The organism is Brevibacillus fulvus (assembly GCF_016908525.1).
In the GTDB taxonomy this organism is placed as follows: Bacteria; Bacillota; Bacilli; order Brevibacillales; family Brevibacillaceae; genus Brevibacillus_G; species Brevibacillus_G fulvus.
The window spans coordinates 67,900-89,964 of the sequence record NZ_JAFBEB010000009.1; the positions used below are offsets into that span (position 1 = coordinate 67,900).

The window sequence follows — 22,065 nt, forward strand, 5'->3', positions numbered from 1 at the left end:
CAAGCCCTTGGCGCAGAGATCGACACGATGTAAAAAAACATGGCGGTCTTCCCTTGCCGGAAGCCGCCATGCGATTCATTACTCTTTGCTGTTATTACAAAATTTGGTCAACTCGCTATTGCGGTAACCGTAACTGAAATAAATCACCAGGCCGATCAAGAGCCAAATTCCAAAACCAATCCAGGTGCTGGCCGGCAAGCTCATCAGCAAATACCCGCAGAAAAGCACCGCCAAAATCGGCACCAACGGAACCAATGGTACGCGAAACGCCCGTTTCAACTGCGGATTGGTGACTCGCAATACGACCACGCCAATCGATACGACGATAAACGCGAACAGCGTCCCGATATTGGTCAGCTTGGACAAGCTGTCCAACGGAATGAATCCGCTGAGAACGGCAACCATCACGGCAACCAGAAGCGTACTTTGCAGCGGTGTTTGCCGTTTGGCGCTTACTTTGGAAAAGAGCGGCGGCAACAGTCCATCGCGGCTCATCGAATAGAACAGACGGGCTTGTCCGTACAACAGGACAAGCAAAACCGTCGTAATGCCAAGAATCGCGCCCAAAGAAATAAAGCCTGCAATCCAGTCTTGATGAACGTAATTCAACGCAAACGCGACCGGATTGTTTACATTTAGCGATTGATACGGCACGATTCCGGTCAGGACAAACGAAACCAGGATATACAAAATGGTACAAATCGCCAATGACAAGATAATTCCGATCGGCATATTGCGCTGCGGATTTTTCACTTCCTCCGCTGCCGTGGACACAGCGTCAAACCCGATAAAAGCAAAAAATACCGTCGCTGCCCCAGTGGCCACCCCCGAAAAACCAAACGGCATGAACGGAGTCCAGTTGTCCGGTTTTACATAAAACGCTCCGACCGCGAGGAAAATCAGGACGACCGCCACTTTGATCACAACCATAATATTGTTGATCCGGGCCGATTCGCGTATGCCCTGAATCAGCAAGCAGCTGATCACCATCGTAATGATGACTGCCGGCAAATCGACGATCGTGCCCTTGGCGGGGTTAAATGCGCCGGTCAAAACGGTTGGCAAATGGATGCCAAATCCGTTCAACAATCCCTGGACATAACCAGACCAGCCGCTTGCCACCGCCGCTGCCGCCATTCCATATTCCAGGACTAAATCCCAGCCCAAAATCCAGGCGGCCAACTCGCCGAAAGTGGCGTAACTATACGTATACGCACTCCCCGATACCGGAACGCTCGAAGCGAATTCGGCGTAACAAAGCGCGGCAAACACACAGGCAATGGCAGCGATGACAAAGGAGAGCACCAGTGCCGGCCCGGCATGTTCCGCCGCCGCCACCCCGGTGAGCACAAAAATGCCTGTCCCGATAATCGCTCCGATCCCTAACATCGTCAAATCAAAAGCGCCCAATGCCTTTTTCAAGCCGCTGGGGCCGTTTGAACCTTCCAACATTTGTGAAATCGACTTTTTCTGAAACAAACTCATGTTGTCTTTTTACCCCCGAATGCTATACTCGCTGTAAATATTCAAAAAATACATAATGCCAATTATAATCGTTCGGTTCCAAAAGATGTAGTGTAAATTGCACGCAAGAGATCTATGTTTTGCCTGTTGCGGGAGTCCAACCGCCAAGCGATTAGGGAGAATCTACCGATGACGAATCGGTATGGCGATTCCCCCCGTCAACGAATACAGATAGCTTTCCGCCACATTCCGCTTCCAAATTCGCTCGACCGCTCGCACATAGTAGCGGATCTGCTCGGCATAGCGTCGGGTCAAAACAGCAGCCGCAGCATCCGGCGACTCGTCCCCTACCCAGTCTGTCTTGAAGTCAAGCAAAGTTAACCGGCCGTCCGCTTCTTCCAGCAGACAATCGATTACCCCCTGCACAATAATCGGCTCATCGGCATCGGCTTTCTCCGATCCGGCGGGCGCCATTACCTCACGGGCAGGAAGCGCCAGCGTAAAGGGCAGCTCGCGATAAATCCGTTTGGCTTGCTTCACGCGCTGTCCCAATGGAGAAGCGAAGAATGCGCCAAGCTGTTCCAAGTCTACCTGTGCCGCCTCTTCCTCGGTCAAATATTGCCGCAATACCAATCCCGACAGCTGCTCCCGGAGATTGGCTGTATCCAATTCCTGGCGCAGATCAAGCTGCTGCAAAACCGTATGCATGATCGTCCCCACTTCCGCTCTCGTATAGCGGTGTTCCTTTGCTCCCGTTATAAAGCGGGGACTTTCGATCAGTCGCGGCAGCTTGCCGGCGGTTCCTGACGCGACTGCGCTTTGCTTCAGATCGCTGACGCTCCATTTTGCGGCGATTTTCGCGCTGTGCGAAAGCGGATCGGTCCAGGAGAGCCTCCGCTCGATTTCCCGTCTCCAGACCGGATCGGCGGGGCGTTGCTCAATTTGCTCCCGGTGAATGATTCGCGTCAACAAAGTCTGCTCCACGCCGGTTTCCGCCGTTTGGCTGCTTAGCTGGTCCGCTTGGTAGAAACAAAACGACCAGCAGGACGGATCGTGAAGCTGAGGAACCTGCCGCGCCTCCTCTGTCTCGCTCATGCCGTATCGACGCAATTGCTCAGCCGCCGGATGCCGCAGCAGCGCCCGCCCGATCCAGTCAAGCAGCCCTTTTGCCTGAATCAGATCTTCATCAGCCAACACCTGTTCGGCAGAGGAGAAGTTGCTCCAAGCCTCGACACTTTTCGCCAGATTTTTCGCGGAACCGACCAACACCAGCTTTTCCCGCGCCCTCGTCAAAGCAACATATAGCACCCGCATCTCTTCCGCCAACAGCTCGCGGTGAAGCTGCTGCTTGATCGCCATGGCGGCAAAACTCGGATAGCGCAGACGCATATCAGGATCGATGACCTGCGGACCAAATCCAAGATCTTTATGCAAAAGAAACGGACTGTTCAAATCGATCGTATTGAACCGTTTGCCCAAGCCGGCGACAAACACAACCGGAAACTCCAGCCCTTTGCTCTTGTGAATCGTCATCATGCGGACAACGTCTTCGCCTTCCCCGACCGTTCTCGCTTCGCCCAGATCATCTCCCGCTTGCTGCAAGCGGTCGATCAACCGCAAAAAGCGAAACAAGCCGCGGTACGAGGCCGCTTCATACTGCCGCGCGCGGTCATACAAGGCGCGCAAATTGGCCTGACGCTGTTGGCCATTTTCCAAGGTCGCCACATAGTCCAAATATCCGGTCTGGCGGTAAATTTGCGAAAGCAGCCCGGCGAGCGAGCTTTGTCTCGCGATCGTGCGCCATTCGTCAACTTGCCGCAAAAAACGGCGCAGGCGGCGCTGCCACTCCTCTTCCTCGTCTCTTTGTTCGGCGGCGTATTGCAAGACCGCCTGGGCAAAGGAGCCGCTCGGATAATGGATGCGAATCTGCGCCAGCTGTTCCTCCTTGAGCCGGACGAGCGGTGAGCGCAACACGGCAGCCAGCGGAATATCCTGAAGCGGATTATCGATCACGCGCAGCAGGGAAAGCATGACTTCAATCTCCGTTGCCGAAAAATATCCGCCGCTTTGCTCCGCGTAGACAGGGATGCCGGCTGCCCGCAGCTCCTCCATCATCGTCTCGCCCCAACCGCTCGTCGCCCGCAGCAGGATGACGATGTCGCGGTATGCAAGCGGCCGCATTCCCCCCGTTTTTTTGTCAAATACCAGCAGCGGTTGCTCACCGGACCCCGGTTCCATCCAGCGTCGGATACGCTGGGCAATCAACCGCGCTTCCAGTTGCGCTGCGGAAGCCTCCTCCAGCAACTGCGCCGCTTCGCCGCCAGCCGGCTCGTCTTCCGTCTCCTCCGCCTCCGACATATGTCCCCCGGCGGCGGCGTTATGGCGGTCGATCAGGTGCACCTCCACTCGCATCGAATCGGCGTCTGCCGCCGGATAATCGGCCCGGCAAATCAGCTCTGCCGCCGGATCGTAGGAAAGTTCCCCCACACCTGGCGACATGATCTGGCGGAACAAATAGTTCACTGCATCAACCACTTCGCGCCGGCTGCGAAAGTTGGCGGCGAGATCGATCCTTGTTCCCGGAATTGCCGCTGCTTCGTCAACGGGGTGACGGTAGGTATTGTATTTCTCCAAAAACAGCTTCGGTTCTGCCAGGCGAAAGCGATAAATGCTTTGCTTGACATCCCCCACCATAAAGCGATTGGCCGGACCATTCGACGCATCGCGCGAAACCATTTGCAAAATCGTTTCCTGCACCAGATTGATGTCCTGGTACTCATCGATCAGCACTTCGGCAAATTGTTCGCGCAACTGCCGCGCGATGTCCGAAGGCTGCATCTGTACGTCGTCTCCGTCCTCCGCTTGCGGCGCGAGCAACAGCTTCAGCGCAAAGTGCTCCAGGTCGCTGAAATCGACCAGCGAACGCGCCCGTTTCTCCCGTTGATAAGCCTCGGCAAACGACTGGACTAGCCGCGTCAATGTTTTCAAATAAGGAGCCATTTTTTGCAAATCGCGCAAATAGTCGCTGCTCGACACGGCAAAAAACTCGTCCTGCAGTTTCTTGACCCGATCCTTGGCCAGACCGCGCAGCGATTGCACCTGCTCCTTGACAAGCGGATCAGCCTCTTTCGCCGCAGGCAGCCGTTGAAAGGAAATTTGCCGCACCGCCTGTTCGATTGCTTCCCAACCTGCCTCGCAGGCAAGGCGGGCGCGGCTAATCGATTCTTTTTCCTGTTCCAGCAATGGCAGATACACGGCTGGTCCGTCGACTTCTCCCGCCAGGCGAATCGCATTGCCGATCGCTGTCTCCGCCGTCTGCAATTCCAGCCGGATCGTTTGCAGCAACCCCCGTGTCCACTTTCGCGCCGACAATGGCTGGTCCTCTTCAAACATCGCAACAGCTTGCTCCATCCAGCGGTACGGGGCTGGGTGACTGTGCGCGAAATCATACAGCCGCAGGATCAGTCCGAGCAGGCTGCTGTCATCCTGTCCTTCGACCATGATATCCGCCAGTTGCTGAAACTCGGGATCATGATCGTACCATTGTTCCAGCAAATCCTCCAGCACGTCCTGGCGCAGCAGTTCAATTTCCAGCTGATCGGCAATGCGGAAGTCGGGATCAAGTTCGAGATAGTAATAATATTGCCGCAAAAGAGCCAGACAGAAGGAGTGAAGCGTCGTAATCGTCGCTCTTGGCAGCAAGGCCAATTGGCGGCGCAAATGAGCGGAACGGGGCGCCGACTCCAACGCCTTGTTCAGCGCCTCGCCAATCCGATGGCGCATTTCCGCGGCGGCAGCGTTGGTGAATGTGACGACCAGCAGTTGATCGACACCGATCGGCTCGGTCGGATCGGTAATCTTGCGGATAATACGCTCAACCAGCACCGATGTCTTCCCCGAACCGGCGGCTGCCGCGACCAGCAAGTTTCCGCCCTGTCTAGTAATCGCCTGCCATTGTTCCGCTGTCCAGCGATCCGGTTTGCTCTCACGACTGTTGCTCATCTTGACACCCTCCTCCGAACTTGTCCGCTAACTTCTGCCAGATCTCCTGATCTTTCCATTTCCCCAACACTCTGGTTTCCGTCTTGGAAAGCTGCTGGTCATACTGGCAGACGGCCTTGAACGAACAAGTTTCACAAGCGGTAAAAGTTCCCAGAGTATATGGATCAATTTGAATGTCGCCTGCGATCATGCGGGCGCTCAATTCTCGCACAGTATCCCTGACGTGTTGCTGCAGCAGTTGAAACTGTTCCGCGGTGGCCACAGAAGAGTAGGCAGAGAATGTTCCGTCCTTTTTCAGCCCAAACGGCAGAAGCTCTGAACTGCCCGATTCCACTTGCTGATCCATCAGCCTGGCGACATCGGGATCCGCCAGCATGAGCCCTTTCATCTTCAGCTTCGCTGTTCGCTGCTTGGCAACTTCATCCGCCGCCAGCATTCGTTTGGCTGTAACGAAAGGATCGGCTACCTGATAATAAAAAACACCGCCGATTTCCGCTTTTTTCCCAAGCCATTGCTCGGCGTTGCTGAAAACGACATCCAAATAAACGAGCAGCTGCAAATTCAGCCCGTTCCAAATGTCGGACAAGGCTAACCGTTTTGCGCCGGATTTGTAATCAATCACGCGCAAATAAGGACGGTCCTCGTCAATGGACAAATCAACCCGGTCAATCCGGCCAATCAACTGCACAAACGACTGCTGATCCAACGGCAATGTCAGACCCGGCAAATCTCCGCCCGGACCGAACTTAACCTCCAGACCGACCGGCGCAAAGTGGCTGCGTCTGGCATGCTCACCCAGCACATAGATCGCTCGTCCGACCGCCCGCTTCAGCTTGCCGGACAAATAGCGGTAGCGCGCTGTTCTCGTCAAGATACTGCTGCGAGTTTGCGGCACTACTTCCTCGACCACCTCATCGGCCAAAGTCATGCTTTCCGCTTCGCTCAATCGTTCCCACTCCAAATGTTGATCCTTCATGACTTCGACGGCCCGTTTAAGAGAAGCATGAAACAGTTCGCCGACATCGAACCGTTCCAGTTTAAACAATTCCCGCTCCGTCAATCGCAAGCCATGGGACGAAAAATGGGAAAACGGACAAGCCTGGAACCGTTCCAGGCGGGACACACTCATCCGCAGTTGGCGGCCGTACAAGGCAGCGCTGATTTCTTTGGACAACGGACGAACCCGATTGTCGTAGTTCAAGCCGGACAGAAGCCAGCTTTGCCTCGTTCGCTGCTCATCGGAGCGGACAAACCAATCATAAATCTCCCACCAGAACGGCGAGAGCGGCTGGCCTTTCTTGAATTCCCGCAGCAATGTCAGCAAATGGCCGAATACTTTATCCGGTCTGCCCAACAGAAAACTGTCCTGTTGCGCCTCTCCGGTCGGTTCATTATAAAAATAGCGCAGCGTCAGTTCGGGAAAAAGTTCCTGCAACCGTTCAAACACCGGGGAAGGAAGCAAAGCTTTTCCCTCTTCATCCGCCAAGGAACAGCTCAGCCACAAGCGTTCGGACGGACGCGTAAACGCTTGATAAAGCAAATACTGTTCCTCCATCAACCGCTGTCTGGCGCTGGGAGCCAATTCAATCCCCAGCGCAGCCAAATGCTCGCGTTCCGCTTCATCGAGGATGCCTTCTTCCACCGGGCGAGCCGGCAGCAGGCCATCATTGGCGCCCAATATCAGCAAGGCCTTGACATCCGGTTGCCGCGAACGCTCCATCGAGCCGATCAACACCTGATCCAGCGCCGGCGGAACGAGTCCCAGCTGGATGCTCTCCAGACCGCTGTCGAGAATCCGGGCATATGTGGCAAGCTCAATCTGTTCTCCACCCATCACCTCGACAATTTGGTCCAGCAATTCCAACAGGTCGTTCCACACCTGACCATGTTCGCGGGCCGTTTCCAGCTCCCCCGCCGCCTCGGCTTGCTCTTGCCATTCCGCCAGCTTTTGCGGTACGCCCAACTCAAGCAAAAACCGGTACAAAACGGTGGTCAGCGCTCTTACGTCAGTCTGCTCCGCCTGTTTCATTTCGCGTTCAAACGCCAACAGCGGCGCGGCATACCGGCGGCGAATCGCATCGATTTCGAAAGCGTCTTGATCATGCCGGGCGTGAAAACTCCAGTCCGTCTCCTGCGACCAATGATAAGCTTGTATCCCGTAAGCCAGCACATAGTTTTCCAGCAGATCCACTTCCAAACGGGTCGGACGTTCCCCGCCCGCCGGGGTCACGAGATCGGTCTTCAAGCAGCGAAACACCGCTTCATACCGCCAGCGGCTGACGATTACCTCGAGGGAAGAGCGGATCAGTTCGATCAACGGATGGTGCAATACGGTGCGCTTTTGATCAAGGAAGAATGGAATGCCGTATTCGGTGAACACCGCTTCGATTTCATCGGCGTAAATGCCCATTTCTCTCAGCAGGATGGCAATATCGCGCCAATGGTAGCCATGATCGCGGACCAGCGACAAAATTTGCAAGGCGGCAGCTTCTACTTCCGCTCGCCGATTGACGGCCGCTACCAGGCATAGCTCATCGGTGCGAGCGGGCTTGGCGTTCACTGGCAGAGCATCCCAGGCAAAATACGATTTCTCCAGCTTGGCCAACAACGGTGCACCGGCAAAGCGATAGCTTTCTTGACGGACAATGGGCGCCTCGAGCGGAACGGCCACTTCACGGGCAATTTGCGCCAGGCGGTGGTACGTTTTCAACGTCGGAGCAAACAGCGCCAACTCGTCCGTCGACTGCGCGAGCTCCAGCGGGTCCAGCGAAAGGGCGACCGTTACCCGCTTGGCATGCACCATTAACTGTTCAATCATCCGGTATTCTTGATTGGTAAAGCCGCTGAAGCCGTCGATAAAAATTTCGGCTTGCCGAAGATATTCCGATTGGCCCACCAGCGTCGCCACGCGGGTCAACATATCATCGGTATCATAGTAAATCCCGGACAAATACGCCTCATAAGCGTTCATAATCAGGCTGATGTCTTTGATTTTTTGCGTTAGCGATGCGCTTCCCCAATCGAGATTGTCCAAATCGTGAAAAATCACGCCGTATGACTTGCATTCGCTGATCATCCGGCCCAACTGGTTGACGAAACCGGGCTGCTGAGCAGAACGCTGAAACATCTGAAGCTGGTCTTTGTATCGCTCCAACAGCATCCGCAAGACCATTTGCTTGCCTCGTTCGTCGACCGGCAGCAGCGTCATACCGCCCAATTCCTGCAGCAAACGGTAGGCCAAGCGGTTGAAACTGAGCACTTGGGAACCGATCACGCCGCCCAGCTCTGGCAAGGTGGCCAGCGCATACTCGGCCTGAAAAGTGCCTTGCTCCGGAACAATATAAATAAACGTCGATTCTGCCGGGTCCGCTTTCAGCCTTGAATGGATATAGCCGAGAATATGGCTTGTTTTTCCTGTACCAGCCCTGCCAATCACAAATTGCAGCGACATTTTGTTCATTCCCTCCCTTGCTGATCGTCAATCCATTTCCAGCCTGATCTGGCTGCCCGCCCCCAGCGGTTCCGCCGGTGTGATCACCAATCTTCGCGGCATTCGCAGCCGCATCTCCGGCACGTGACTGATCAGGCCGATTGTAAACCGGTCCATCCGTAACCGTTCCAACGCATCCATAACAGTTTCCAAAAGCTCCGGATCAAGCGTACCAAACCCTTCATCCAGGAAGAAAAATTCCAGTTTGCCCCCGCGCATCTGGATTTCCACGGACAAAGCCAACGCCAGCGCAAGGGAAGTGAGGAATGTTTCACCGCCGGACAAGGTGTTGACAGGCCGGCGCATTCCGCCCGCGCCTTCGTCCCGCAAGACGAATTCGCCCTCGTCGCCAATTTCCAGGGCATACCTGTTTTTGGTCATGCGCTTCAGATGGTAGGAAGCATCGGCAGCGATCGCCGCCAACTTTTCCTCGGCAATAAACTGGACAAACGCCTTTCCTTCAAACAGCTTTTTCAATTCTTCCAGCCGGCTTTGTTCATCCACCCGTTCGAATATTTTCGCCTGCAAGCCGACCCACTTGTCATGGTTCGCGGAAATTTGCTGCAGCGTTTGCCGGGCGACCGCCACCTCATCCTTAAACGCCTCATAAGTGCGCTCCAGCTGTTCCCAGGCCAGCAGCATGGATTGCCATTCTTCCTCGGTAACGCTTCGTCCGGCCAGCAGTTGTCCGAGCCGATCCCGCTCGTACTGCAGCTGAGTTTGTTGGCGATTATAGCTGTCTACCTGTTCTCGATACGCCTCCAATCGTTCGCTTTCCTGATAAAGCGCTTCAAGCCGGGAGACATCATCAGCCAGACCAGCCTGCTGCATGCCCGTCTGCCAAACCAGTTCCGCTTCCATCCGTTGCCGATTGAGCAAAGAGCAGGCTTCTTCTGCTTTTAGCAAGCGCTCATGGACTTGCTGTCTTCGCTCCATCGCTTGCGTGCGTCTTTGCTCCGCGGTTTGGACTGATTTTTGCAGCTGGGCGAGCTTCGATTCAATTTGTGTCAGCAAACTTGCTGCCGCTTCCCCCTGTGTGACGGCAAACAGCTGCCGCTGCCTTTCCGTCTGCAGCTGCGCCCGCTCGTGCCTTCGCTCCTGAAGCGCTGTCGCACGGATTGTCAGTTGCGTTCGCCGCTCCTTCTCCGTCTCGCTTTGCTGCGCCAAATCTTTGCGTCTTTTCTCCAGCTCTGTCCGCTGCTGGGCAAGTTGAATCAGCAATCTGTCCCGTTCTTCCAGTTGCCGATAACGGCTTTCGATCTCCTCCGGCAACAGCTCCCCGCGCAGTTGGGTAAATTTGCTTTCCGCTTGCCGCAACTGCTCCGTCGCTTCCGCCAGCCGAAGATCGACAACGGCAAGCTGATCTTGCAGCCGATTCAACAATGCCTGTTTGGACTCCTGGGAACTTCGCCGCAGCAGTTCTTGTTCGCGAACTTGCGCCAGCCTTTGCTGCAGTTGTTCGAGCATGTCTTTTTGCCGCGCACGCTCTTCCGTTTTCACGCGAAAGGCAGTCTCGTTCTGTTTATAGCGCATCAGCAGCGCTTCAAAATCTTCCGTCTGCCAATCCGCCCCAAGCGCTGCGCACTCCGCCTTGATTTGGGCGACTCTTTCGTCGATTGACGCTTTCTCCTCCTGCTGGCTCCGCCGTTGCTCGGCAAGTGCCGCCCCGTTGATTTTCGCCGCCTGCAGACTGTCCGTTGCCTCGCGAAGCTGCCGCTCCGCTTGGGCGACTTCCTCTTCCATCTGCGCCAATTTCTGTTCCCACCGCTGTCGCTCGGCTGTCTGCGCTTCCTCCGTCAGCTCGGTATGACGAAGCGGATGATGCGTAGAGCCGCACACAGGACACGCCTCACCGTCGGAAAGCTCTTTCCGCAGCATCCGGGCGAGGTTTTCCCGTTGCCAGCTTTGCCATTCGCTGCTGACTTGTTCATAGGCGTCCCGAGCCCGCTGATGAACTTCTGTCAGTTTCCGCTGTTGTTCTTCCAGCTGCAGTATGTCGCGCTCCTGCTGGCCCCAGCGTTGCTCCAGCTCGGCCCATTTTTTGCTCCAGGCGTTAAGCAAGTTGACTTGTTCCCGCCACTCTTTGCCCAACTGTTTGGCTTGCATCAATTGTTCACGCAGGCGTTCCAGTTCTGTCTCCGAGAGAAGCGGCTTCTCCTGGCAAGCGGCCAGCTCGTTTTGGGTCCGTTCCCGCAGCGTCGCCTGTTGCCGCACCTCGTCCGCCAATTGCTGCAAATCTGCCGTCAATGCCTGCCGCTCTTTTTGCAGCTCCGCCTTTTGCGCAACCAACTCCTGCAGTTTCTGCTGTTCACGGCTCCAGCCCTCTTTCACTTCCCGCAGCGCAACCAAATGCTGCCGTTCCTCGGGAGTAACCACCACCTGCTGCACTTGCTGTTCCAGCTCGGCCCACTGCTTGTCCAAATCAACCAATGCCTGCTCCAGCTGGTCAATCTGGCTATGCAGCAAATGGAGCTGTCCGGTCAGCCCTGCTTGCTCCCGCTCCGCTTCCTGCAAGTCACGCGCCAGTGCTGCCAATTCCTTTTCCCATTCCACCGCTTGCAGCAGCTTTCCTTTTTGTTCGGCTAACAGCGGCTCCTGCTGGCGCAGCGTTGCGGCAGCCGACTGGTACTCCTGGTCGGCCTGTTCCCATTCGCTGGCTGCCGATTGCTGCTGCTGGCGCAATTGTGCCAAGGCCAGTCCCAGCTCGTCCCATTCCTTGCTGAGTTTCCGATACTTTTGCCAAAGCGGCCAGATCTGCAGGCTGGCCTCGATCTCTTTTACTTTTTGCCCGATCTGTTCGATCTCCGCCTGCCTGGACTGCAGCGCCGCCGCCTGTTGCTCGATCGCCGCCCGCTCCACCTGCCATTGATACACCTGCTCCATTTCCCGTTTTTTCGCCGACAGCTCTTCCCGCTGCGCCGCGTACGCCTTGCTTTGTTGCTCCGCCAGTTCCAGCGTTTGCCGCGCATGTTCCAGCGCTTCCGGTCCCACGTCACCGATGGCTGCCAGCTCCAATTGCAGCCGGTGCAGTTCCGTTTTGTTTTGCTCGTACCTCGTGCGAATCCGTTCGTTCAATTTTTCGCCGTATTCGTGCAGTTGAAACATTCGCTGCAGCATTTCATTCCGTTCACTGCCCTTCAGTGTCAAAAAGCGGGAAAACTGACCCTGCGGCAAGACGACTGCCCGGGTAAAATCCTGCAAGGTCAAACCGATCAGCGACTCGATTGCTTGGGTGGCCGCCGTTGCCTTCGATTCCAGCACTTTGTCCGGGGTGACGCCATCGGTTCCCCGCTCGATCAAGCGAACCTCCGGCTGTCTGCGGTTTCCTTTTTTATCCAGGCCAAATTCCCGCTCGATCGTGTATCGCTTGCGTCTATCTCCTGCGCCAATTTCAAAGGTGAACGAAACAAAGACGCGCTGTTCCAACTGGTTCAGCACTTCCTTGGGATGCGTTCCTCCCCCCAGCCGGACGACTTGTCCGTACAGCGCAAGGGTAATCGCGTCCAAAATCGTCGACTTGCCGCTGCCCGTCGGCCCAAAAATTCCGAACAGCCCGGCCTCGGACAATTTTGCAAAATCGATTTCCTGCAGCTCACGATAACTATGCAAACCTGCAATTTTAAGCCAAATCGGTTTCAATGGCCTGTCCCTCCGCGTCTTCGTCTCTCTCCTGCATCAGTTGATTAAACAGCCTGATCACCTGCTCATCCGGCTGCATGCCCCGTTTCCGTTCATAAAAGCGGCAAAACAGCTGTTCTGCGCTCAGCTCTTCCCTGTTCTCCTGCTCAGCGCTCGTTCGCTCGCCAGTTTCGTCCCTGAGCAACACGCGCTGAATTTTCACGAAGTCATCGCTTAATTTACGCAAACGTTGAAACTCCGCCGGATCAATCACATCTTTCACATGCAGCTCCAATTCAATCCAGCTTCCCGCATCCCGTCCTTCTGCCAGCCATTGTTCGACCTGGGCAATCCCTTCGGTCGCTTTCCACCGTACCAACGGCTTTCCGCTCTGCAGGTAGATGATCTGCTCCTGAACCGGCTGCTGCGGCACCGCATCGATAATGACCACCGCTTTGCTTTGACCCGCTTCGGAAAAACTGTAAGCCAATGGCGATCCGCTATAACGAACCAGCGGCTGTTCGCTCAACTTTTGCAAGCGATGCAGATGGCCCAGCGCCACATAATGAGCATTCGGCGGAAAAGCGGACGGACGGACGGTCAAAGCCCCGCCAATTTGAATAGGACGCTCCGAATCGCTTTCCTTTCCCCCCATTACAAATAAATGGCTCGTGACCAGATTCACCGTATCGTCTCGGAAATGTTGCGCCAGCGCCGCGAACAGCTGCTCTATTCTGTCGGAAAAAGCTTGCTGCATCTGTTCCTGGGTAAAGCTCTCGCTGAGCAGTTCTTTCAACCGCGATTCGGACGGATAAGGCAGAGCAAGAACCACCGCCGTATGCTCCACACCGGGAATTGCCAGTTCAAACCAGGAAGAACCGCCGGCCACAATTTGCACCTTTGTCGGGTCTGCCTTCTCGATCACCGGCGCTTCTTTCGGCAATCCCAGCAAGACGATGCCGTGCTTACGCGCCAAAGGAGCTGCCGCCCGCACCCGTTCCGGCTGATCATGATTTCCCGCGATGACCACGACGCCTCTTTTCCCGCCATTCGCCAACCGTTCCAGCGCATCGTAAAAAAGCTCCTCCGCCCATGCCGGGGGATTGACCGAATCATAGACATCACCGGCGATCAATACGAGATCGACCGCCTGCTCCTCGACAATATGGCAAATTTCGTCCACAAATGCCGCTTGTTCTTCCCGCCGGTCGATACCTTCCAACATGCGGCCAAAATGCCAATCGGCTGTATGTAATATCCGCACAAGCTCACCCCGTATCAGATCATTTGTTTGCCTTATCTCTACATTGTATCAAATCTGGACAGGCATGGTTCAGGCAAAAAATAAGGAAAAGCGCTGTTCAAACAAAAAAGCAGCCGCTTCTCTTGGAAACGGCTGTTGGCGCTATTGGTTGACTTTTTGCTCGACGCTGCCCTTCAGCGACTGGACGCATAGATAGCAAAGCACTCCGAACAGACAGGTGATCACGGCCGAATGAAACATCGTTGCATAAAGAACAAGATGCGATTTGACGACCCAACCGCCGCTCAACACCTGAACGATAATCAACGAGAAAGCAAAAATGGCGGCGCGGTAAATGTCTCTTCGCTGTTCTTTCAAATAACGGACCGCATAAATCAGCAGAATGGTGATCAACACAAACAACAGCGCAGCGCCGAGGCGATGCACAAACTGAATGCCGGTTTGACCGGACAATTCCGGGATCAATTTCCCTTGACAGAGCGGCCAATCGGAACATCCCATGCTGGAACCGGTATGCCGCACATACGCGCCCAGGTAAACCACTCCATAGGCAAAGACCGTGACAAACCAAATATAATTGCGAAAACCGCCGGGCACTTTCCCCTTGATCACTCCGCTGATTTTCTCCCGTTGCAAAACAAACAACGTCAGCAGGAAGACGCCGGAATAAGCCAGCAAGGAAAACCCGAAATGAAGCGCCAACACCGGATCGGATTGCGGCCATATGACAGCCGATGCCCCTAGCATCGATTCCAATACAATAAAAAAGATACCAAAGCACGCCAAAGCGCGAACTTCTTTATTCCCCCGATAACGGAGCCAAGCCATTATCGAAAAGACTATCACGACAATACCCGCTAAACCGGTAACCATCCGGTGCGTATATTCAATGATCGATTGCAAGGTATATTCCGGTACCCATTTGCCGTTGCAAAGCGGCCAATCGTTTCCGCAACCTAAGCCGGAATTGGTTTTGGTCACCAGGGAGCCGGCAATCATCGTCAAAAACATGACGACGGTTGCTGCAATTGCTGCATATTTTATGATTCGATCCTTTGTCATCTCAATCAAGTCCACCTCTCTCTTCCCGCAGTCCGACAAATTTCGCCGCTAACGGCGGGAACTGGCTAGGTTCTGTTTACGACCCCCTATATAAAAATATAGAAACATCTCTTGCGGCGCAAGAGATGTTGGAGTGGCAAATTTGATCGTTTTATGTCAGTTAAAGACGGCACTGATCACCATCGCCAGACACATCAGCATCAAATACAGAATGGAATAGCTAAACAGTTTTCTGGCCCACTTCAGTTCGTCTTTGACCGAGAACCCTTGGAACAGCAGAACCAAATAGATTAACCCCAAAATCGTCATAGAAACAAGATAAATGTAGTTGACGTTTCCATGGAAAAAGAGCAACAGCGAAGCCGGTACCAAAGCCGCGCCCCACAGAAACATCTGTCTTTTGGTCTCAGCGAATCCTTTGACGACCGGCAGCATCGGAATACCGCCCGCGCGATAATCTTCCACCTTCAGCATAGCCAAAGCCAAGAAATGGGGGGGCTGCCAGAGAAACAGGATCAGGAACAGAAGCCAGGCACCCATATCCATCGATTGCGTTACCGCGACCCAGCCAATCACCGGAGGGGCTGCTCCCGAAATCCCGCCGACTACGGTATTCAGCGAACTAACCCGTTTCATCGGCGTATAAATCAGTACATAAAAAACATGCCCGATCAATCCCCAAACGGCAGCCAACGGATTTACCAGCATAAATAAAATAACCAAGCCGGCCAGCAACAGAACGATTCCGATTGCCAAAGCATTGCGGGGATGAATTCGTCCGGCCGCAATCCCGCGGTTGCGCGTCCGTTTCATCTTCAAATCCAATTCACGATCGTAATAATTGTTCAAGGCAGCCCCTGAAGCGATTACCAGGGCTGTCCCCACCAGCGTATAGAGCAGAATCGTCCAATCTGGCGAACCGGCTGAAGCCAACCAAAACCCGGCAAAGGTCGTCATCAAATTGGATATGGTAATGCCCGGTTTGGTTAAATGGAGATAATCACTCCATGTCGCCGGTTGAACCGTCTGATGCTCTATGGCAGAGTCCGACTCGATCGTCTCATGATACGTCACTTGTTGGTCCAAAACCTTACCTCCTGTTCATTGGAGCTATAATTCTTCAACACTCGCACTCACCTATGCGATAACCTGTCTATCATGCCTAAATCACATTGTAACGAATTCAGCAAAGGCGAGTCAACTTGATTACATTGTTACTTTATCAGAAGCAGACCCCTCATAACGCAATGATTCTTGACAATATTTCAACAAGAACTGCGATCGTCCGCGCCTTGTTGAATGCTTTTGTTGCGGGGCCGCTGCGATCTATTCGGCATTCGACCCCCCAAAAAAAAGGACCGCTTTGCCGAGCGGTCCTACCAACCAAATATGACCCTTAGGACACCCGTGGTTGTCCCTCCCGGGTAGATCACATACAACAGGACATAAACAGTAACTCCGGTGACAGCCGTCGCCAGCCAAATCACAGAAGTCCACGGTCCAATCCGGCGATGTTTCGCAAATTGCTGTTTATAGGCGCGATACAGCGTGACCAACCCCATAATTCCCCCGACAGTCGCCAGGATAATATGGAAAACCAAAAAGGCTTGATAGATGTGCTTGATATCCTCCGGACCGCCAAACATCGTATTCCCGATGAAAGCGGTGCGGGATACATAGGTGAGAAAAAACAAGGTAGCAAAAACGGAGCCGATGATCATTGTTTTTTTATGTGCTTCCCGTTTTCCCTGTTTGATCTGATACCAGCCGATCGCGATAAAAATGGCGCTTAAAACGATAAAAGAAGTACTAATGGTTGGTACAATCGTATACATGCAAAATCCTTCCTCCTAGCCTAACCTACACTCGTCCTTTATTTTCAATTGCCGGAGTTAGGATGTTGATTGACTCTTGAGAGGCCTGGTCAAGTTCTGGAATGTCGGTTCCCTTCTCCTTGTTATACCATTTGTAGAAGGTATATGCTAAAACGCTGCCATAAACGATTTCCTGGACTGTTTTCATGATAATCCCGCCAAGCCGTTGGTCATCAAAGGCGGCCAACATCGAGAAGACTTGCGGTACGTTGCTGTACGTCTCGTAAATAAGATGATCAGCAAAAATAATCAACGCGCAGGCAGGCGTAATCAAAACGCCGTTTCCAAAGATATAGGCCAGTTTGCGCAGATCAGACATCTGCTGTTCTTCGGCGATCGGGCTGATAATCGGCCACCACATTTGAAACGCGGTAATCACCAATACAATGTGATACACCGTCATAAACCAGTGGGCTTCCATAGCCGCATCAAAGATAAACGGCATATGGTAAAAGGAAAACAAAACATTGAAGGTAAACAACGCAATCAATGGTCTGGTCATAAACGACCAAATATTGTCGACCACTTTATTTTGCAGCAAGCTGCGAAGCAGCCAGTCCGGTGTCCCCACCAGGATCAGCAGCGGCATCGTAAAATACAGCAAGGCTTGCTGCAGCATATGTGCACTAAACAAAAAGTGGTGCCCATAATAACTGATGGGACTGCCCTCTGCAAGATAAAACACCAATAGTCCTATTAAAAAAGCCGCCTTCTTCTTTCCGCTGACGGGAGCAGAATGGGCAAACTGTTTTCTCCACGATCCAACAACTGCTAAATAAAGAACCGCTATCAAAATCGCAATCAACATAATTTCAGGACTCCACAGCTCGGTAAAAGAAGGAGCAGCGAGATGTCCCCCATGGTTGTCGTGCATGTACGTTTCCTCCTCTCTATCGAGAAAGAGCAGATTTTTCGTTCCTACTACAACCTAGCGACAAACAAACCAACGTTTTTACATTACAGATCAAATGGTCAAATTTCTTAAAAAAAGGGGGCAGTTACGCCCCCCTGTTTTATTACCAAAGCCAATAAACAAACGTAAAGACTGTTGCGGCAACAACAACAACACCCATGAGAATTCCGATACGCGGAAATTCATGCCCTTTTTGATCCAAATGCATCCAGACAAAAAGCTGGAATGCCGCTTGCACGATTGCCAACAAAATAATAAATGGAACGGTAAAGCCAATTGGAATGACTTCATACCCGACCGCGATAAACGCAAGTGCTGTTAACACGATGGAAACAATAAATGTGACCAAATGCGCTTTTGCACCAGATTTCTTGACTTTCGGGGTACGATGCGTCGATTCATTGGATACATGTGCTGACATTGGTTACCCCACCTTTCCGCCAACGATGCTCATGAGATAAACAACCGTGAAGATGAAGACCCAAACCAGGTCAACAAAGTGCCAGTACAAGCTGAACACATAGAACTTCGGAGCTGTTACAACCGTCAGTCCTTTTTTAATCGCCTGCAATTGCAAGGTGATCAACCAGAGAACCCCGAACAGCACGTGGCCTCCGTGGAAACCAACCAAGGTATAGAAAGCGGACCCGAATGCGCTGCTGGACATTTTATGTCCTTCGGCAACATAGTGACTGAACTCGTAAATCTCCAATGCCAGGAAGGCAATCCCCAAAATAGCGGTAATCGTCAACCATACTTGCATCTTCTTCAGGTTGTGTTGGTGCATGGCCAAAACGGACATCACGCTTGTCATACTGCTGACCAACAGGATCACCGTAGCAGCTGCGGTCAGCGGCAGTTCGAACAATTCGTGTCCGGTAGGACCGCCGTTTGTTTGATTGCGCAGCGCGATAAACGTAGCGAACAAAGTACCGAACAGGATCGTTTCACCGCCAAGGAACAACCAAAAACCCAATACTTTATTTTTTCCCTCAAGGGTGGCTTTTTCCGGTTCATCAGGCAGAACCGAATTTACGGTATGATCAGCGCTCATTAAGCCTTAACCCCCTTCTCTTCAATCTCATCGGGTTCAATATGATAACCGTGGTCGTCTTTCAACGAGCGCATCAGCATACATGCAAAAGCAATGAGAATCCCGATTACAGAGAATACATGATGTTCGAAAATAAAGCCGTATCCGGCAATAAACAAGCCAATTGACATCAGGAACGGCAAGAACGAAGGCGACGGCATATGGATCGAACCAAGCGGTTCTGCCGGAGTCATGCCTTTATTGCCCGCCATTTTCTCAACCCACAATGCGTCAAGACCGCGAACCAGTGGGGTTTGTGCAAAGTTATACTCAGGCGCAGGCGACGGGATAGCCCATTCCAAAGTACGTGCATCCCACGGATCGGCAGGAGCTTGCTTTTTGCTGCGTGCTGCAACAACTACGTTTGCCAGGAACAAAATCGTACCGATCGTCATGCCGATCGCACCGATCGAACTGATAAAGTTACCCAAATCAAGGTCTTGGTTTTTCAAGTAAGTGAATACGCGGCGAGGCATACCCATCAAACCAAGGAAGTGCTGCGGGAAGAACGTCAAATGGAATCCGATAAAGAAAGTCCAGAAGTTCCATTTTCCTAATTTTTCGTTCAACATTTTCCCAAACATTTTTGGCCACCAGTAGTACAAACCGGAGAACAAGCCAAACACCAAACCACCGACGATTACATAGTGGAAGTGGGCTACTACGAAATAACTGTCATGGTACTGATAGTCAGCTGCTGGCAAAGCCAACATAACCCCGGTCATCCCACCGATCGTAAAGGTCGGGATAAAACCGACTGCAAACAGGTTAGCAGTCGTGAAGCGAATTTGACCGCCCCACATTGTAAACAGCCAGTTGAAGATTTTAATACCTGTTGGAACAGCAATCAACATAGTTGCAATCCCGAACAACGTATTCGCAATTGGACCGAGACCTGTTGTGAACATATGGTGAGCCCAAACCATGAAGCCCAGGAAACCGATCATCACAGTCGCGAATACCATGGAACTGTATCCGAACAAGCGTTTTTTCGAGAACGTGCTGACAACTTCGGAGATAACACCGAATGCCGGCAAAATCAGGATATATACTTCGGGGTGACCGAAGATCCAGAAAATGTGTTCCCAGATCACAACGTTACCGCCTGCATCTGGATTAAAGAAGTTTGCGCCGAACAAACGTTCAAACATCAGCAAAACCAACCCAACGGTAATCGCCGGGAAAGCAAACAGAATCAAACCGGAAGTAACAAATGCGGACCAGGTGAACATTGGCAAGCGCATAAAAGTCATACCAGGTGCACGCATGTTAATAACGGTAACCAGGAAGTTGATACCCCCGATTAATGTACCGAGACCGGCAATTTGCAGCCCCAACACGTAGAAGTCTACCCCAATGCCGCTATATTGTTTCAGAGCGAGCGTGGTGTAAGATGTCCATCCGGCATCAGGCGCTCCACCTAAAAACCAGCTGGTGTTCAAGAGAACTCCACCGAAAAAGAACAGCCAGAATCCCAATGCGTTAACAAATGGGAAGGCAACGTCGCGTGCCCCAATTTGCAAAGGAACAATCGCATTCATCAAGGCAAAAATAACTGGCATGACGGCCAAGAAAATCATGGTCGTTCCGTGCATGGTGATCAACTCGTTAAATGTTGCTGCACCGACAAAATCCGCTTCAGGAACGATCAACTGGAGACGTATAAGCAGAGCTTCAAGACCGCCGATCAGGAAGAAAAATCCACCTGCAATCAGGTAAAGAATCCCGATCTTCTTATGGTCAACTGTGGTTAACCAATCCCACAGGCCCGATCTTTTATGAGAGTGTGCATGACCAGACACAGTTTTACCTCCTTTTTAAGGATGACTAAGTATAAAGCAAATCACATTAAGGTTGGTACACTTTCAATGTGGACATGTAATCAACAAGCGCTTTGCGATCTTCAGGTTTCAGGTTGAGATTAGGCATCAAGTTGCCTGGTTTTACCGCTTGCGGATCAGCCAACCATTTGTCGAGGTTTTCCGGATTGTTTTCCAGAATACCTGCTACGCGTTGACGATCGGCAAAGTTGGTCAGGTTTGGCGCCAATTTTCCACCTTCAGCACCGATTGCGTGGCAACCGAGACAGCTTTTTTGGAAGATTTGTTGACCTTGTTGAGCAGAAGCGGTAGCCGGAGTGGATTCAGCCGATTTCATCGCAGTTGCCCACTCATCAAATTTTGCTGGTTCCAATGCATTTACTTTAAAGTCCATCAAAGCATGGGATGCGCCGCAAAGCTCAGCACATTTTCCGTAGTAAATGCCAGGTTTTTCTGCTTGCAACCACATTTTGTTGGAGTCGCCAGGGTTGGTATCCATTTTACCGCCCAACGCCGGGATCCAGAAAGCGTGCATAACATCTGCGGAAGTAAGGTCAAATTGGATTTTCTTTCCGGTTGGAATATACAAGTCCTGAGCGGTAGAAATGCCGAGATCAGGATATTCAAATTCCCACCAGAATTGGTGTGCTGTTACTTTGACAACCAAAGCGTCCTTATTGGTGTATTCCTTCGAAAGGTCAAAGGCGATTGTTACCGTAGGAACCGCCATCACAATAAGCAACAAGAAAGGAATTACTGTCCATAAGATTTCAAGCTTATGATTTCCTTCTACCTGTTTTGGAATTCCGTCTTGTCCGGGACGTTTACGGTAACGAATAAGAACATAGGTAAAGATTAAGATTACTACTACAAAGACACCGATCATGATCAAAGCGCTAAGCTTCATCAATGAAAACTGCATCTCTGCTACTGGCCCTTGCGGGGTTAAGGCAGATAGGTTTTCTCTGCCGCAACCGGCGAGGAAGAGCGCCAACATACCAAACAAGAACAGTTGACGCCAAAGTTGCTGCCATCGACTCTTCATAACTTTTTTTACCCCTCTTTCCTTTCCATGTTGTAATAGTTCTAACTGCTGTACGCAACTAGAAATCTATTATTGCCCTTTTCTAATCCACAGATGGCCCCGGCTACTTACTTTCCATTCTATATGATAACCAAAGAAGAAAATAAATAGCAACCTTTCTATAGCGTGAATTAAAAAAGAGTAAGGGTCGACGCAAACCAGAATCCAAAAGAACAGCAAACTTTTGAATTCATTTGTTGCCTGACTAGCACTTTCATTGTTTTCTTGCAATTAAAATCTTGGGGCCACAATAAAAATGTTAGCATAGATAGTATACATAAAATAACCAACGATTAATATGATAATTTGTTATAATTCTGTTACATTTCCGCCATATTTCCTTCGGATTTACACATTTTTTTCATCACTGCAAAAAGGAGG

Annotated in this window: 13 protein-coding genes; all 13 read right to left on the minus strand. The window is 52.2% G+C overall.

Translation table 11 applies throughout. The annotated features are described in order from the left end of the window. Positions 1 to 78: 78 nt before the first annotated feature. Positions 79 to 1,485, minus strand: coding sequence for a branched-chain amino acid transporter BcaP (locus JOD01_RS13320; protein WP_204518824.1), 1,407 nt, complete (start codon positions 1,483 to 1,485; stop codon positions 79 to 81). A gap of 162 nt (positions 1,486 to 1,647) precedes the next feature. Further along, entirely contained in the window at positions 1,648 to 5,466 is a 3,819-nt protein-coding gene (gene addA / locus JOD01_RS13325; protein WP_204518825.1) for a helicase-exonuclease AddAB subunit AddA, read from the minus strand. After that, positions 5,450 to 8,917 carry a helicase-exonuclease AddAB subunit AddB gene (addB, locus tag JOD01_RS13330; RefSeq protein WP_204518826.1) on the minus strand — a complete coding sequence of 1,156 codons (3,468 nt, stop codon included), beginning with the start codon at positions 8,915 to 8,917 and terminating at the stop codon, positions 5,450 to 5,452. Before addB ends, addA begins: the two co-directional genes overlap by 17 nt. A gap of 27 nt (positions 8,918 to 8,944) precedes the next feature. Then, a complete protein-coding gene (locus JOD01_RS13335) occupies positions 8,945 to 12,595 on the minus strand; it encodes an AAA family ATPase (protein WP_204518827.1) in 3,651 nt (1,216 codons plus the stop codon). Continuing rightward, on the minus strand, positions 12,576 to 13,838 hold the full coding sequence (locus tag JOD01_RS13340; RefSeq protein ID WP_204518828.1) for an exonuclease SbcCD subunit D C-terminal domain-containing protein: 1,263 nt from the start codon (positions 13,836 to 13,838) through the stop codon (positions 12,576 to 12,578). Before JOD01_RS13340 ends, JOD01_RS13335 begins: the two co-directional genes overlap by 20 nt. A 141-nt stretch (positions 13,839 to 13,979) precedes the next feature. After that, positions 13,980 to 14,900 carry a COX15/CtaA family protein gene (locus tag JOD01_RS13345; protein ID WP_204518829.1) on the minus strand — a complete coding sequence of 307 codons (921 nt, stop codon included), beginning with the start codon at positions 14,898 to 14,900 and terminating at the stop codon, positions 13,980 to 13,982. A 156-nt stretch (positions 14,901 to 15,056) separates the two neighbouring features. Beyond that, positions 15,057 to 15,986: a heme o synthase gene (cyoE, locus tag JOD01_RS13350; RefSeq protein ID WP_204518830.1), complete on the minus strand. Its 930-nt coding sequence runs from the start codon at positions 15,984 to 15,986 to the stop codon at positions 15,057 to 15,059. 290 nt (positions 15,987 to 16,276) lie between these two features. Next, the gene (locus JOD01_RS13355; RefSeq protein ID WP_204518831.1) at positions 16,277 to 16,735 is read right to left on the minus strand and encodes a DUF420 domain-containing protein; all 459 of its coding nucleotides are present in this window, start codon (positions 16,733 to 16,735) and stop codon (positions 16,277 to 16,279) included. Between the two features lie 25 nt (positions 16,736 to 16,760). Beyond that, positions 16,761 to 17,648 carry a cytochrome c oxidase assembly protein gene (locus JOD01_RS13360; RefSeq protein WP_204518832.1) on the minus strand — a complete coding sequence of 296 codons (888 nt, stop codon included), beginning with the start codon at positions 17,646 to 17,648 and terminating at the stop codon, positions 16,761 to 16,763. A 142-nt stretch (positions 17,649 to 17,790) separates the two neighbouring features. Then, on the minus strand, positions 17,791 to 18,108 hold the full coding sequence (locus JOD01_RS13365) for a cytochrome C oxidase subunit IV family protein (protein WP_204518833.1): 318 nt from the start codon (positions 18,106 to 18,108) through the stop codon (positions 17,791 to 17,793). Positions 18,109 to 18,111: 3 nt separating this feature from the next. After that, positions 18,112 to 18,741, minus strand: a complete 630-nt coding sequence (locus JOD01_RS13370) for a cytochrome (ubi)quinol oxidase subunit III (RefSeq protein WP_204518834.1) — start codon at positions 18,739 to 18,741, stop codon at positions 18,112 to 18,114. After that, a complete protein-coding gene (ctaD, locus tag JOD01_RS13375) occupies positions 18,741 to 20,582 on the minus strand; it encodes a cytochrome c oxidase subunit I (protein ID WP_204518835.1) in 1,842 nt (613 codons plus the stop codon). The genes JOD01_RS13370 and ctaD overlap by 1 nt, the downstream gene beginning before the upstream one ends. Positions 20,583 to 20,628: 46 nt before the next feature. Next, positions 20,629 to 21,645 carry a cytochrome c oxidase subunit II gene (gene coxB, locus JOD01_RS13380; protein ID WP_204518836.1) on the minus strand — a complete coding sequence of 339 codons (1,017 nt, stop codon included), beginning with the start codon at positions 21,643 to 21,645 and terminating at the stop codon, positions 20,629 to 20,631. Positions 21,646 to 22,065: the final 420 nt, after the last annotated feature.